Origin of the sequence: Streptomyces sp. NBC_00859, assembly GCF_045161865.1 — a bacterium.
In the GTDB taxonomy this organism is placed as follows: Bacteria; Actinomycetota; Actinomycetes; order Streptomycetales; family Streptomycetaceae; genus Streptomyces.
This window is the reverse complement of sequence record NZ_CP108826.1, coordinates 1,022,412-1,036,326: the sequence shown is the minus strand read 5'-3', so window position 1 is coordinate 1,036,326 and position 13,915 is coordinate 1,022,412. Positions and strand designations below refer to the sequence as shown.

General features: G+C 69.5%; 11 protein-coding genes, 1 tRNA gene and 2 pseudogenes. 8 read left to right on the top strand and 6 right to left on the bottom strand.

Annotated elements, in window-relative coordinates:
• Positions 1-74 precede the first annotated feature (74 nt).
• Positions 75-1,616, top strand: a complete 1,542-nt coding sequence (locus tag OG584_RS04335) for an aldehyde dehydrogenase family protein (RefSeq protein WP_405775136.1) — start codon at positions 75-77, stop codon at positions 1,614-1,616.
• A gap of 202 nt (positions 1,617-1,818) precedes the next feature.
• Positions 1,819-1,903: transfer RNA gene (locus OG584_RS04330), tRNA-Leu, on the top strand.
• A gap of 249 nt (positions 1,904-2,152) precedes the next feature.
• Here OG584_RS04330 and OG584_RS04325 read toward each other — a convergent pair.
• Positions 2,153-2,587: pseudogene (locus OG584_RS04325) on the bottom strand (SPW repeat protein); the annotation flags it as partial.
• A 408-nt stretch (positions 2,588-2,995) separates the two neighbouring features.
• Here OG584_RS04325 and OG584_RS04320 point away from each other — a divergent pair.
• From OG584_RS04320 to OG584_RS04305, 4 genes are read left to right on the top strand one after another with little or no spacing between them, the layout of a single operon-like run.
• Complete coding sequence (locus OG584_RS04320; RefSeq protein WP_405775134.1) at positions 2,996-3,625, top strand: AAA family ATPase; 630 nt, start codon at positions 2,996-2,998, stop codon at positions 3,623-3,625.
• Complete coding sequence (locus OG584_RS04315; protein ID WP_405775132.1) at positions 3,622-4,269, top strand: guanylate kinase; 648 nt, start codon at positions 3,622-3,624, stop codon at positions 4,267-4,269. Before OG584_RS04320 ends, OG584_RS04315 begins: the two co-directional genes overlap by 4 nt.
• Positions 4,270-4,319: 50 nt before the next feature.
• A complete protein-coding gene (locus tag OG584_RS04310) occupies positions 4,320-5,774 on the top strand; it encodes a hypothetical protein (protein WP_405775130.1) in 1,455 nt (484 codons plus the stop codon).
• A gap of 36 nt (positions 5,775-5,810) precedes the next feature.
• Positions 5,811-6,668 carry an SDR family NAD(P)-dependent oxidoreductase gene (locus tag OG584_RS04305; protein WP_405775128.1) on the top strand — a complete coding sequence of 286 codons (858 nt, stop codon included), beginning with the start codon at positions 5,811-5,813 and terminating at the stop codon, positions 6,666-6,668.
• Between the two features lie 145 nt (positions 6,669-6,813).
• On the opposite strand, the gene OG584_RS04300 is transcribed toward OG584_RS04305, so the two are convergent.
• The 5 genes from OG584_RS04300 to OG584_RS04280 all read right to left on the bottom strand — a co-directional run bounded on the left by OG584_RS04300 (position 6,814) and on the right by OG584_RS04280 (position 12,553).
• Complete coding sequence (locus OG584_RS04300; protein WP_405775126.1) at positions 6,814-7,479, bottom strand: class F sortase; 666 nt, start codon at positions 7,477-7,479, stop codon at positions 6,814-6,816.
• Positions 7,480-7,627: 148 nt separating this feature from the next.
• A complete protein-coding gene (locus tag OG584_RS04295; protein ID WP_405775124.1) occupies positions 7,628-8,059 on the bottom strand; it encodes a hypothetical protein in 432 nt (143 codons plus the stop codon).
• A gap of 122 nt (positions 8,060-8,181) precedes the next feature.
• A complete protein-coding gene (locus OG584_RS04290; RefSeq protein WP_405775122.1) occupies positions 8,182-10,266 on the bottom strand; it encodes a sensor histidine kinase in 2,085 nt (694 codons plus the stop codon).
• Positions 10,253-10,978, bottom strand: coding sequence for a response regulator transcription factor (locus tag OG584_RS04285; protein ID WP_405775120.1), 726 nt, complete (start codon positions 10,976-10,978; stop codon positions 10,253-10,255). Before OG584_RS04285 ends, OG584_RS04290 begins: the two co-directional genes overlap by 14 nt.
• 66 nt (positions 10,979-11,044) lie before the next feature.
• Complete coding sequence (locus OG584_RS04280) at positions 11,045-12,553, bottom strand: FAD-dependent monooxygenase (RefSeq protein ID WP_405775118.1); 1,509 nt, start codon at positions 12,551-12,553, stop codon at positions 11,045-11,047.
• Between the two features lie 110 nt (positions 12,554-12,663).
• On the opposite strand from OG584_RS04280, the pseudogene OG584_RS04275 reads away from it, so the two are divergent.
• Both OG584_RS04275 and OG584_RS04270 read left to right on the top strand, forming a co-directional pair.
• Positions 12,664-13,335, top strand: a pseudogene (locus tag OG584_RS04275) (TetR/AcrR family transcriptional regulator); the annotation flags it as partial.
• A gap of 42 nt (positions 13,336-13,377) precedes the next feature.
• A complete protein-coding gene (locus OG584_RS04270) occupies positions 13,378-13,812 on the top strand; it encodes an HD domain-containing protein (RefSeq protein ID WP_405783880.1) in 435 nt (144 codons plus the stop codon).
• The last annotated feature ends 103 nt before the right edge of the window (positions 13,813-13,915 follow it).

Genomic DNA, 13,915 nt, shown 5'->3' with positions numbered 1-13,915 from the left:
CCTGTGCGGGGGCGGCCGGCCGCGCACCAGGAAAGCCACCACACACCCCGCCCCACATGAGCGGAGACCGACCGATGGCACCCACCCTCACCCTCAAGTCCGGAACAGCCTGGGCCGACGCCTGGAACCGCTGTCTCGCCGTCGCCCCCGAGGCATTCAGGGACGACCGCGTGCTGAACTTCTGGAACGCCTCATGGCAGGCCGACGGGCGGGCGCTGCCGGCGACCAGCCCCGTCGACGGAAGCCGTATCGCGGGCCCGCCACGCCTCGACGCCGCCACCGCGCAGCAGGCGGTACGGGCCTCCCTCGACCAGCACCGGGCCTGGCGGCATGTCCCGCTGCCCGAACGCCGGGCCCGGGTCTCCGCCACGCTGGACGCGCTCACCGAACACCGCGAGCTGCTGGCGCTCCTGCTGGTCTGGGAGATCGGCAAGCCCTGGCGGCTGGCCACGGCCGATGTCGACCGCGCCATCGACGGTGTGCGCTGGTACGTCGACGGCATCGAGTCGATGACCGAAGGCCGTACCCCTCTCGAAGGCCCGGTCTCCAACATCGCCAGCTGGAACTACCCGATGTCAGTGCTGGCCCACGCGATGCTGGTGCAGGCGCTGGCCGGAAACGCGGTCATCGCCAAGGCGCCGACCGACGGCGGCGTCGCCTGCCTGACGCTCGCCTGCGCGCTCGCGGCACGGGAGGGCATCCCGGTCACACTCGTCAGCGGCAGCGGCGGTGAACTGTCCGAGGCCCTGGTCCGTTCTCCGGAGATCGGCTGTGTCTCGTTCGTGGGCGGCCGTGACACGGGGGCGAGGATCGCCACGGCGGTGGCCGATCTCGGCAAGCGGCACATCCTCGAACAGGAAGGGCTCAACACCTGGGGCTTCTGGAACTACACGGACTGGTCCGCGCTCTCCGCGGTGATCCCCAAGCTCTTCGACTACGGGAAGCAGCGGTGCACGGCCTACCCGAGATTCGTGGTGCAGCGCAGCGCGTTCGACGCGTTCCTGGCGGCGTATCTTCCCGCCGCACGCTCGGTGCGCATCGGCCACCCGCTGGCCGTCGAGAGCCCGTCCGACGCCCTCCCGGAGCTGGATTTCGGGCCGCTGATCAACTCCGCCAAGGCCGAGGAACTGAACGACCAGGTGGCCGAGGCCATCGACCGCGGCGCGATCCCGCTGCACCGGGGCGCCCTTGACGACGGCCTCTTTCTCCCCGGCCAGGACACGGGTGCCTACCTTCCTCCGGTCACTCTGCTCAACCCGCCGCCGTCCTCCCCGCTCTTCCACGCCGAGCCCTTCGGACCGGTCGACACGATCGTTCTGGTCGACACGGAGGCGGAACTCCTGGCCGCCATGAACGCCTCCAACGGGGCGCTGGTCTCCACCCTGTCGACCGACGACCCCGACGCGTACGAGCGGCTCGCCCCGCAGATCCGGGCCTTCAAGGTCGGCCGCTCCAAGCCCCGCTCGCGCGGGGACCGCGACGAGCTTTTCGGCGGCCACGGGGCGTCGTGGCGCGGCGCCTTCGTGGGCGGCGAACTGCTGGTCCACGCGGTGACGGAGGGCCCGGCGGGAGAGAGGGCGCCGGGTAACTTCCCGGACTACCAGCTCGCCCCGTGACGCCCGCAGGAGCGGCCAAGTACTGATGGTGCTCACCCGGTGACACAAGGTCCCGCGCGCCGCGACGGGACTCGGAGGAGCTCTTCGCCGGTGCGCGGGGCCAGCCGCTGACCACGGCAAATGCGGGTGAGGATGGCCGCAAACCCCTGGTATTGTTGTTCTTGTCGCCACGGGGAACGCACGCGTGGCCGACAGGCACCTTGTCCGGGTGGCGGAATGGCAGACGCGCTAGCTTGAGGTGCTAGTGCCCTTTATCGGGCGTGGGGGTTCAAGTCCCCCCTCGGACACTTCGAGAAGCAAGAGATGGGTGGTGCGGGCCGGATATCCGGCCCGCACCACCCATCTCTTGTTGTGTCTCCGCGGTTTCTCTCCGGGCGTCCTGTCCTGCTGTCGGCCGACCGTTCTTCCGGCCGGCCGGCCCGGCGGCCGGCGGACTCACATCATTCGGTGCGGTCGCGGTCAGTGTGCCCCGCGCGACTGAGGCGGCTCGCTCCGCCGGTGCGGCGGCTCGCTCCCGCGGCGGCCGCCGAGTGCGCGGCGCGACTGCGTTTCGCCGCTACGACGGTGCACACCAACCCGAGCAAAGCGGTGACGCCGCCGATGATCGCGTTGCTCCAGATGATCCCCTTGTCCGGGTGACTGCCCACGATCCACGGTGCGACGACCAGCCAGGCGCCCATCACGACCATGGCCCAGCTGAGGCCGTACATCCGCTCCGGCATGATGGTGAATCCGAGGCCCAGGAGGGCGATCGCGATGCCCATGATGAGATTGTGCGTCGTCAGCGCCGACTGGGTGCCCGAGAAGTGGATCACCCACGCGGACATCGCGCAGTACACACCGACGAGGAACACCGGTCCGTCCACGAGCGCCACATCACGCCCGCCGAGCATCCGGTCGTACCGAGCCCGCATTTCGGGTACGTCAGGGTGGGTTTCCAGATCGCCTCTTGTATGTGAGACGTCGGCCATGCGACTCGCCTCCTTCATTGCTGCAAGTCCGACCGCGTTGCGCGGCTGAGCCGCGCAAATACCAGTTTGCTCCTGTTTGTCTGCTTTGTATAGGCAAGATAAAGCGCAGGGGACTTCAAGGTCCCGCCTCCGCGAGGGATGTGCTCGCTCGAGCAGTACGGCTTCGGCATGGACGCCTGCGGCTCGGTCATTTCGAGACATGTGACCGTGACCTCCAGGCGCATCCGGCGCAGCAGTTCCCGTCGGAGCCGGCCGAGGGCGGACGGGCGTGCCCGGACAGTCGACGCCGACAACGACAGCTGCCTCACGAACCCCGCTCGATGCGTGCTGCCACAGGCAGGCCGATCCGCCCCGACAGAAGCCTAGTTCGAGCTTCAGGGCGCTGTCCGGCCTCTAAGCTGAGCTCAGTTGTACGAGACTTCGGGGGCAGACAGCATGACGACTGCGTTACGTGCCGGTCAGATCACCCTCGCTGTCGTCGCGGGGTACGCCGGATCGGGGAAATCCGAGGCCGGCAAACTCCTGGCGTCGGCGACAGGTTGGGCCGTGCTCGACAAGGACACCATCAGCCGCCCCATGACCGAGTCCCTGTTACGGGCGCTGGGGGGAGACGCGGACGACCGCCACAGTCCCACCTACCTTGAGCATGCCAGACCTCTGGAATATGCGTGTCTCATGAAGACGGTGTGGGAAAATCTGGAGTGCGGCACGTCCGTAATTGCTGTGGCGCCCTTCCTCGCCGAGAGCGCTGACGCGCAGTGGGCAGCCCGGGTGGCTCGCCGCTGCGGCAGGATGGGGGCCCGGTTCGAGACGTTGTGGGTCGACAGCGACCTGGAATCCATGCGGGACCGGTTGATTTCGCGTAACGCATCTCGCGACACCTGGAAATTGACCCACTGGCCGACCTACACGGGAGCCATCGACATCGGTCTCAGACCGGTGGCATCTCATCACGTGATCGACAATCGTATCGGCGCATCGCGACCGCTCGCCGAGCAGGTCGAGTCCATCGCACAGCGGCTCCTGGCGGACTCATGAGCGCTGTCGTGCTGTTCGGTCCCCCCGCAGCCGGGAAGGACACGATTACGGCGGCGCTCCGCTCCGTCGATCCGCGATTTGAACTCCTCACCAAGCTCAAACAGGGGTCCGGCCGGTCAGCCGGGTACAGGTTCGTCACCGCTGAGGAGCTGGATGCCCTGCGCCTCAGCGGCAGGATCGTCGTGGAGACTCGGCGGTACGGCAACATCTACGCGGTCGATGGCCTTTCTCTCGCAGAACCACAGGAGAAGGGTCTGGTGCCGGTCGCCCACATCGGCAACATTGCCGACATGCGCACGCTGGTGAACCGCACCCGGTCCACGGTCTCGTGGCTGCGGGTCCTTCTCTGGGTCCCGCGGGACGTGTGCGAGGCCCGGTCGCGTGCGCGGGGCGATATGGACACATCGAAGAGGCTCAAGGCCTGGGACGAGACGGCGCACGACGTCCTCGACTCCGATGTGCGGGACCTGTTCGACGTGGTGGTGCGCACAGACCGTACGGATCCGGCGACAGCGGCCAAAAAGATCGCCTACGCGCTGTCCGGCTCGCCGGACATGCTGAGCCCGCAAGCGCTGCTCGCGACTCTGGGGATCGGGGCGGGACGAGGCGGGGCAGCCCCGGGGGCGGATTCTCGTCGGGCATGAGCCAGTCATCACAAGCGCCAGCAGCAGTCACACACAGCAGGGGGATGCCGGTGGGAGTTGTCCGCACGCTTGAGGACCTGGCGAGAATCGGTCGCCAGCGCACCGTCAACGACCGCAGCGTGCATCTGCACCAGGACGAGGTCACGGCCGACCTCCTGCTGGACACGGTATCGGCCGACCGGATCTCGCTCGACTCGATGAGCATTGACGGGACGCTCACTGTGCGCTCCTGCCATATCGACGAACTGATCGTGGACCATGTGGAGGCAGATGCCTTCTTCGTGGTGAACTCACGGATCGCGCGCCTGACCATCCGCAGTGCATCACTCGGCTGTGAGATCACCGTGATCGACTCCTCGTTGGAATTCCTTGCTCTGCACTCGTGTGGCCCCGCCCGACTCGAGCGCCTACGGGTGGAGGAGCTCCTCCAGCTCAACGCCCTGCGCGGGCCGGTCCGCATCAGCAACACCCGGGTTTCCTCGCTCGCAGTTCGCAGCCAGTCCACGGGTGGCCGTCTCGGGAGACCGCGTGTAGTGGTCCGAGGGTTGCGCGCACGTGAGGACGTCAGGTTCGACGATCTGTGGCTGTCCGCACTGCAACTCGACGATGTCGAGACGCCGGAGCTCACCCTGCAGCGAGTCAGGCTGGACGAGCCATTGCAAGTGAACGAACTTCGTTGCACCGAGACGTTACGTGTGAATGGACTGGTGATTCCCGCTGAGGACAGCACGATTGCCAACAGCACTGTCAGAGGGCCAGTAGAAGTACGTAACCTCGGACTCTGCGACAGTGCAGGCGCCGCTGGGGCCGAGGCGACAGCGCGACTCTCACTTCACAACACGACACTGGTGTCACTGGCCTCGGGATCCGAGGGGCTGTCGGTGATCAGCCTGTACGGGTCCTCGGTCACAGGTACCCTCGGGCTCCCGACCGGCAGTTCCCGGTACAGTCTCGATGATTCCTCCAGCATTGGTGACATGGAGCTCGCCGGGCAGGTCTTCCGCGACGGCGGTCAGATCCTTTCCTTCCTCGAGCGTTCTTTCACCGAAGTGACCGCAGTTGCAATGGAATCCGTGCGGATCGCGCTGGCGAGACGGAATCGGAACCGTGAGGTGGACGAGCTCTACTACCTTGCTCGCCAGCGCGAGGCAGCTGCCCTTCCTGGGCTGCGGCGCACTGTTGTGCGGGGTGTCCTCGGTGGCGTCCTCGGCTGGGGCGTACGTGCACGTAACCCGGCGCGCGTTCTGGTGGTCGGGGTCTTCCTGACGGGTGTCATTCTCCATCTGACCGGAGCCTTGCGTCAGCCCGGCAGCGGCTTGACGGATGTGACCGCCGCCGGAAAGGCGTTCGTGATGGCGCTCGCGCTCTGGCTCAACGTCGGTACCGGAATGCCCTCCGAGCTGAAGTCGGCCGGATGGTCGGCGCTGGCAGTGTCACTCACCGTAGCGGGAATGCTGTTCACCACGCTCATCGTGGGCATCGTCATCCGCAAGCTCGTGCGTTGAGGCACCGCTGGTCGGTGGATGGCAGAGTGGTGAGCCATGAGCGAACGTGAAGAAGCCGACTGGGTCGAAGAGCATCTGATGCCAACACCGACAGCCACGTACGGGCTGCAGGGCAGGACGTTTTTGGTGACGGGCGGCAGCAGGGGGCTGGGATATGCGGTCGCCCGAGTTCTAGCCGCGGACGGGGCAGCCGTCGCGATATGCGGCCGTGATACCCAATCCCTGGACCGTGCCTCTTCCGAACTGCAGAAGGACTTCAACGCCGAGGTCATTACGGGGGCGTTGGATATTCTGGCACCGGATGAACTCGAGGATTTCACGCGGCATGCCGGGCTGGCACTCGGCGGCCTGGACGGTGTAGTCGCCAACATCGGCGGAAAGCGTGGCGGCGGACTCCTCGACTCGACTCGCGAGGACTGGCAGACGACCTGGGAGCTGAACGGCGGTCACGCCGTGCGGACGGTTCGTTCGGCGCTGGACAGCCTGCGTCCCGGCAGCTCAGTGGTGATTGTCTCTTCCATCTCGGGCTGGAAGCCACGCTTTCCTGCGCAGTACGGCGCGGCAAAGGCGTCGGAGATTTACCTCGCCGGCGCCCTGAGCCAGGAACTCGCTCCGTACCGGACCCGCGTCAACACGGTCAGTCCTGGTTCGATCCTCCTACCGGGCAAGAGCTGGGACCGTCTGCGCCAACGTGACCCCGAGACGTACGCGGCGTATGCCGAACGCAACCCGAGCGGACGCCTGTTGAACGCCGACGAAGTCGCACAGGTTGTGGCATTTCTCCTCTCTCCTGCCTCCAGGGCAGTGAACGGCGCCCACATCCCGGCCGACGGAGGACAGCCACAGGCCGGGTTGGGGGCGCCCTTGAGTAAATTGGGCGGGGAGCCGGGCTGAGACAGCCCCGACGCGGCACCCTGCCCCTCGAAGGCTCATATGGGGCTCTTCGCCAAATAGTCCACGGCATAACGGGAGGACCCCGTCGTCCCCGTGGAGAACGTCCGTGAGACGCTCGCTGCCCTACCTGACGAGCACCCCTCTGTCAGCGCAATGCCGCATAGACGATCAGGTTGTTCACCGGGTGCCCCTGCGCGTCGAATGATCCGTCGCAGGTGATCAGCCGCAGTGCGCGCTCGGTGGTCTTTCCGTAGACCTTGTCGGTCGGGAACGACTTCTTGCTGACGCTCTGTGTGCCGGTGACCGTGAAGTGGGCCGTCTTGCCCAGGGTGTTGCGGACGGCGATGTCCGCACCCTTGTGGATCTTCCTCAGGTCGTGGAAGACGGCCCTGCCGAAGCGGGTGTCGTTGTGGCCGATCAGTACGGCTGCTCCCCGCTCGCCCGGGGCGGCGCTCCCGGTGTACCAGCCCGCTGTCATGCCCTTGTCTGCCGGTGGGACCTCGACCGTGCGGTCCGCGTTGAGGCCGAGGCGCAGCAGCGAACTGGACACCCCGATCGACGGGATCGACACCTCGGCCGGGGGTGCGGCCTGCTCCGTTTTGTTCTTCGCGTCGGTCTTCGTGCCGGACGTGTCCTGCGCGGTGCCCTTCCCGGCGGCCGGGCCCGGTGCCGTACTCGCCGTGTCGGCGGGCTTGTTGCCGGCCGAGTCCGATGACCCGGACGAACAGCCCGTGAGCGCCGCGAGAGTGAGACAGGCGGCTGCTGCGGGCAGGGCGGCGGATCGCCACATCGGCTGGTGCGTACGGGACATGAGGGCTCCAGGGCAGTCAGGGGTACGGGGTCAGGGGCGTACGGGGGGAGGAGAGGCCGCGTGCGTGTTCAGGGGCGCGGGGATGGCACGCGACGCAGGCAGTGGCGCCGTCCGGTGCCGGACGGCGCCACTGCTGTGGGACGAGGGGTCAGCCGTTGCGCTGCGCGGCCGAGCGGCGGCGCAGGACGACTGTGCCCGCGCCGGCGAGAAGGACGGCCCCGGCAGCCGAGCCGATCAGCGCCGTGGTGTCGCCGCCGCTCCCGGCCGGCCGCTCACCCGCGGCGACGGCGCCGCGCGGCGCGGCGGCCGGGCGGGCGGTCCGGGAGCTCGCGGCGGGCTCGGCCGCGCGCGCCTTCGGGGTGGGCTTGTCGCCCGCCGCGACGGCTCCGCGCGGCGCCGCCGACGGCTGCTCGGCAGGTGCGGCCTTCGCCGGCGCCGCGCTGCTGGCGGCGGACGGCTCAGCCTTGGGAGCAACGGGCTTGGGGCTGTCGGACGCGAAGGCCGCGGTCGACGGGACGAGTACCGTACCGACCGCCACGGCGGCGAGCACAGCGGTGCGCAGGGACATGCGAGGGGACATGAACAGCTCCAGTTCCGGCCCGGCTCGGTGATTCCTGGCTGCGTTCCGCAGCAGGCGCCGGGGCACAGCGACAGACTGGCAAGCAGTTATGAGGAACCTGTCAGGACGCTGTGGTCATCGGATCAGGGCGCCGGCGGCGGTGATGCAGTGGGCCCGGTCCGCGACGCAGGGCCGGACTCGTCCAAGCCGGTCGCCTCGCCCCGCTGTCGCAGCGGCAGCCTGAGCGTGAAGACGGAGCCTTCTCCCTCCGTACTCGCCGCCGTCGCGGTGCCGCCGTGTGCCTCGGCCAGTTTGCGGACGATCGCGAGGCCCAGACCGCTGCCGCCGGTGCGGCGGTTACGTGACTTCTCCGCACGCCAGAAACGGTCGAAGACGTAGGGGAGGTACTCGGACGGGATGCCGTCCCCGGTGTCGGCGACCTCCAGCAACACGTCCGTGGGACTCGACTCCGTGGAGGCCGGGTCCGTCGTACCGCCCCGCACACGCAGCACGACCTGCCCGCCATCCGGTGTGTGACGAACCGCGTTGGAGACCAGGTTGCCCACCGCCTGCCGCAGCCGGACCGGATCGGCGGCCAGTACCGGAGCGGGCGTGCCGGGCTGCGCCCCGGCCACCGTCAGCGTCACCCCGGCCGCCTCCGCGCGTGCCTGATGGGCTGACGCGACCTGGACCAGCAGGTCCTGGACGCGCACGGGCTCCACGTGCAGGCGCAGCGCCCCGGCGTCGGCGGCCGCCAGATCCTGGAGGTCGTCGATGATGTGCTGCAACTGCACCGCCTCCTCCAGGAGCGAGGAGACGAACGCCGGGTCGGGTTCGGCGAGACCGTCCTGCGCTGCCTCCAGCCAGCCGCGGATGTTGCTGAGCGGCGTGCGCAGTTCGTGCGCCACATCGCTGACCATCGCCTTGCGCTGCTCCTCAAGACGGGCGCGGTGCGCCGACATGTCGTTGAACGTCGCCGCGAGCCGGCCGATCTCGTTGTCCGTTGTCACCTCGACCGGTTCCGAACTCCCGCCGTCCCGCATCCGCTGCGCCGCGTTGGTGAGCGCGTGCAGCGGTCGTACCAGCCGGGCCCCGGCGAGCACCGACGCGCCGACCGTGAGGGCCAGGACGAGTGCGGCCACCCCCGCGATGCGGGCGGTGTTGGCCGGGGACAGGTTGAACCCCGGGACCGTGGCACCGCCTTGATCACCGATGTACAGCAGGGCGGGCGATGCGACGTACGAGCTGAGCTGTTCGCGGCGCGCGGTGCCCACGCAGGACGCGATGGCCCGGTCTTCGTCGCTGTTGCGGACGCTCGGCTCCGCCGCAGGAGTGGGCGCGGCGGACGGCACGCTCGCGGCCGGTTCGGGAGCCGGGTTCCCGGCGGCTTCAGGCTCGGTGGCCTTGGCGGCCTCGTTCCAGGAGAGGTTCAGGCTCAGATGTATCGCGGCGCGGTGCCGGCGGTCGAGACACGCGTCCGCCAGGTGGTCGAGGGCGGTGAGTGCCTTCCGTTCGGTGGGGGTGGGCACGTCCAGCGCTTCCGTGCCGCACCTGGTTCCCTGTGTGCGGTCCGGGTCGTTGCCCACGGCCTGGATACGGGGACGGCCGCTCGGCCCCTGCACCGCGTCCGAGGCGATCCCGAGCCTGTTGAGGCAGTCCACGGTGTCGTCGGCGACCCGCTTCAGCGTACTTCGCTCCGACGCGGGCAGCCGGAAGGGGCCGACGGCCCGTGGGTCGATCCGGTCGGCCGATGTGCCGGTCCCTGTGGAAGTGGAACTCCGCGCGGCCAGTGTGGTGTCCATGGAGAGCGGGTCGACGACCGCCGACACCTGGGGCGGCAGCGCGGGCGGCCGCGACCGGGCCGACGAGTCGGCGACGGGCTGGTGGTTCTCGGTGGTCAGGGCGATCCGCCGGCCGGACTGCCGGGCCAGTTCGCGCACCGTCGCGTCCACTCCGTCCCAGCGGGGATGCGCGGCCGCATAGCCGAGCAGGGTGTTGTAGATGCGGGTGTCGGCCGTGAGGTTCTGACCCTGCTCCTGCTTGATCGCGCCGGAGGTGGTCTGTGCGGCGAGCCAGGCCGTCGCCACCACCGAACAGGCGGCCACCAGCGCCGACACCGCGAGAAGCCGGCCGAGCAGACTCTTGCGGAGGGGCAGCCGCGTACGCCCCGCACGTGCTGCCCGTCCCCTGCGGCCGGAAGGTCCCGACCGCCCGTCACTGCGCTGCAAGGCGGGCGCCCTTCGCGGGGTCGGTCAGTTTGTAACCGACGCCGAACACGGTGAGCAGCAGGGCCGGCTTCCGTGGGGACGCTTCTATCTTCTTACGCAGGTTCATGACGTGAACGTCGACCGTCCGGTTGCTGATGTACCGGTCGAAACCATGCAGTTCGGCAAGCAGCCGCTGCCGCGTGAAGACCCGGTCCGGTTCGGCGGCCATCGCGGCCAGCACCCGGAACTCGCCCGGTGTGCAGTCGACCGGCCGTCCCCCGACCGACACCGAGTGCCGCACCGGATCAACGGTCAACGCGCCCACCGACAGGAGCGGATCGGGGTCCGGCACCGTGCCCGCCGACCGCTGTGAACGGCGGAGCAGGGTGCGGACCCGTGCCATCAGTTCCCGTGGGCTGTACGGCTTGGTCATGTAGTCGTCGGCGCCCAGGTCGAGCCCCAGCAGCAGATCGTCCTCGGTGGTACGGGCCGTCAGCATCAGCACCGGCAGCTCCCGTGACTCGGCACGCAGGACCCGCACGACGTCCAGGCCGTCGGCGCGCGGCATCATCACGTCCAGGACCAGGAGGTCGGGGGCTTTGTGCCGGACCTCGTCGAGGGCAGCGAGGCCGTCACCGACCACCGTGACCGCGTGTCCCTCGCGTTCGAGGTAACGGCGTACCAGCTCGGCCTGTTTCTCGTCGTCTTCAGCGACGATGACTTGTGCGCACACGCCGCTGATCGTAGAGGAGTCCGGGAATCGCGGCGGACGGGCGGTGTGCGCAGGCGGCCGCTGCGGTCAGGCGTGGACGGGTACGGGGGCTCCACCGAGGTGCTCGTCGAGGTAGGCGGCGACGGCGTCGGCGTCGCGGCTGCGGACGGCGATGTGCCCGTCGGGGCGGACCAGGACCATGTCGCCGTTGTCGGCGCCGTAGGCCTGCCGGGCGTGGTGGTGGGTGTCGGTGATGTCCGCGCCGATCTCCACGGTGCGCACGGCCGGGTGGGCGCGGGGCGCGCATCCGAATCCGTACAGGGTCCAGTGGCCGCCGCGGCGGAGGCCGAAGAGCGTGGCGGGGCTGCCGTCGGGGAGGTGGCAGGGCGCGTCGGGGGCGCGGTCACCGGGCTGTGGTCCCCCGGCGGCCGGGTCGGCCGCAGGGGCCAGGGGCCCGCCGCGGTAGGTGTGGCCCAGCTGGAGCAGCTGGTCCATTTCCGCACCGTGGGCTCCCGCGTCCTGGTCCATCAGACGGCTGGAGAGACCGAGGACGGCGGCGGCGACGGGCAGCCGCTCGGCCTGATAGGTGTCCAGCAGGGCGTCGGGGGCCCCGTGAAGGACGGCGGCGAGTTTCCAGCCGAGGTTGGCCGCGTCCTGGATACCGGTGTTCATTCCCTGTCCGCCGGCGGGGGAGTGGACGTGAGCCGCGTCGCCGGCGAGCAGCACGCGGTCCTCGCGGTAGCGGTCGACCATGCGGACGTTCAGACGCCAGCGTGAGAGCCACGTCGCCTCGTGCAGGCGGACGCGCCCCGGGCCGACGAGGGCGTCGACGATGCCCTGGAAGGTCTCGACCGTGGGGTCGCTGGTGTCGCCGGGGACGACGGGGGCCTGGATCTGGAAGGAGTCCTGGGCGGGCAGCGGGCACAGCGCGACGGATGTGCCGTCGGAGCCCTGGAATATGTGCCAGTGGTCGCGGTCCAGGCCGTCGAGGCGGACGTCCCCCAGGAGCATGCGCTCGTCCTCGTCGGTGGTGCCGAGGAAGGACATGCCGAGGAGACGCCGGACGGTACTGGAGCCGCCGTCCGCACCGATCACGTAACGGGCGGTGACGGTCGAGCCGTCGGCCAGCCCGGCAACGGCGTGCCCTGGGTGCTGGACGATGCCGGTCACGGTGCGGTCCCACTCGGGTGCGGCACCGAGGCCCTCCAGGTGGCGGCGGAGCGTCTCCTCGACACGCCACTGGGGGATGAGCAGCGTGCGGGCGTAAGGGCTTGCGGGGTCCGGTTCCGAACCCGCGCTCAGATCGGCATCCGTGGAGCTGCCGTCGGGCGCGTAGAACCGCACCGGAAGGCGGAAGCGCCCGCGGGACACCAGCTCGCCGGCCACTCCCAGGTTGTCCAGGACTTCCAGGCTCCGGGGCTGCAGACCCTTGCCCCTGGATCCGGTGAAGGGGCCCGGGGCGCTGTCGAGGACGCGGACGGCGATCCCGCGGCGGGCCAGTTCGCAGGCAGCCATGAGGCCGGTCGGTCCGGCGCCCACGATCAGGACGTCGCACTGCGGGGTGGGTGAGGGGCTGGAGGGGTTCAGGGGTTCCATCGTGAATTCCTCGGCTGTGTCGGCGGACGAGGGACGGGGCGGCCACGCCCCATGGGTGCGTACGTTGTACTCTTGCGGACAATGTACGCACCGCTTAGAGTGAAACGCAAATGGTGAACTGGGAGAAAGCCGGACAGCCGGCAAAGGCCGCTCGGGCAGCACTGTCCTACGACGTCATCGCCGCAGGAGGGATCGCTCTCGCGGACGCCGAAGGGCTGGACGCGGTGACCATGCGCAAGGTCGCCGAGCGCGTCGGGGCAGGCGCGATGTCGCTGTATCGATACGTCGACAGCCGCGAGGACCTCATCCATCTCATGGTCGACCGCGTCAGCGCGGATGTAGCGATGCCGCCGCGTACCGGCGACTGGCGTGCTGACCTCACCGCGATGGCGCACACCACCCGGCAGGTCACTCTGCGCCACCCGTGGCTGGCACGGCAGGCGCTCACTGTGGACGCCTTCGGGCCCGGCACCCTCGCGATGACGGAGTCCGGCCTGTCGCTGCTCGACGGATACGGCTTCACGACCGGGCAGATGCTCGACGTCTGGCGGACTGTCGTGGCGTTCGTCCAGGGATACGCCCATGCCGAGGCGCGACGGCTGGAGGCGGGCAGGAGCAGCGCGGCGCGACAGGCGGGGGAGGACAGCCGGGCCGAACCGGCCTACCTCGACACGGCCGCGGAGTCGGGCGCGTACCCGCTCACATCGAGGGCCCTGCGTGAGACGGACGCTGGGACGGACCCGAAGGAGGTGTTCGAGCGCCGCCTCGGTTATCTGCTCGACGGCCTGGCCCACACCTTCTTCCCGCGGGAGCCTTCCGGCGGCCTGAGCCTGTCGGAGGTCGAGGCGCTCGCGCGCCGGGTGCACGCGACGCAGACCGACAAGGCCGGGCAGCCGTACACCGTGCACCTGGCAGCCGTGGCGGAAGGCGTCGCCGCACGCGGCGGCACCGACGACCAGATCGCCGCAGCCTGGCTGCACGACTCGGTCGAGGACGGTGTGCTCACCGCGGACTGGGTGGAAGGCGCTCCGCTCCCGCGCAGTGTCAAGGACATGGTGTTCGCCATGACCAAGCGGGCGGGTGAGGCCCCGGAGGCCTACGCGGCCCGCCTCCTCGCGGTTCCGAGCGCGGTGCTGGTCAAGGAGGCGGACATCGCGCACAACGCGGACCCGCGGCGGCTGGCCGTACTGGACGCACCCACCAGGGACCGCCTCACGGCCAAGTACGCGCGGATGCGGAAGCTGTTGGGGATCGGCTGACCCGCGGGCCGGCCCAGGCGCCGTGCGCCACGGCGTACAGCTTTCCTGGACCGTCGCTCCGAAGGGGCAGGCGACCGCCCGTGGCCGGCCGGCGGGGCGAGCT

Coding starts and splice junctions, on each gene's coding strand:
- OG584_RS04280 (WP_405775118.1), bottom strand. CDS start 12,553: ATGGAACCCCTGAACCCCTCCAGCCCCTCACCCACCCCGCAGTGCGAC.
- OG584_RS04315 (WP_405775132.1), top strand. CDS start 3,622: ATGAGCGCTGTCGTGCTGTTCGGTCCCCCCGCAGCCGGGAAGGACACG.
- OG584_RS04305 (WP_405775128.1), top strand. CDS start 5,811: ATGAGCGAACGTGAAGAAGCCGACTGGGTCGAAGAGCATCTGATGCCA.
- OG584_RS04295 (WP_405775124.1), bottom strand. CDS start 8,059: ATGTCCCCTCGCATGTCCCTGCGCACCGCTGTGCTCGCCGCCGTGGCG.
- OG584_RS04335 (WP_405775136.1), top strand. CDS start 75: ATGGCACCCACCCTCACCCTCAAGTCCGGAACAGCCTGGGCCGACGCC.
- OG584_RS04300 (WP_405775126.1), bottom strand. CDS start 7,479: ATGTCCCGTACGCACCAGCCGATGTGGCGATCCGCCGCCCTGCCCGCA.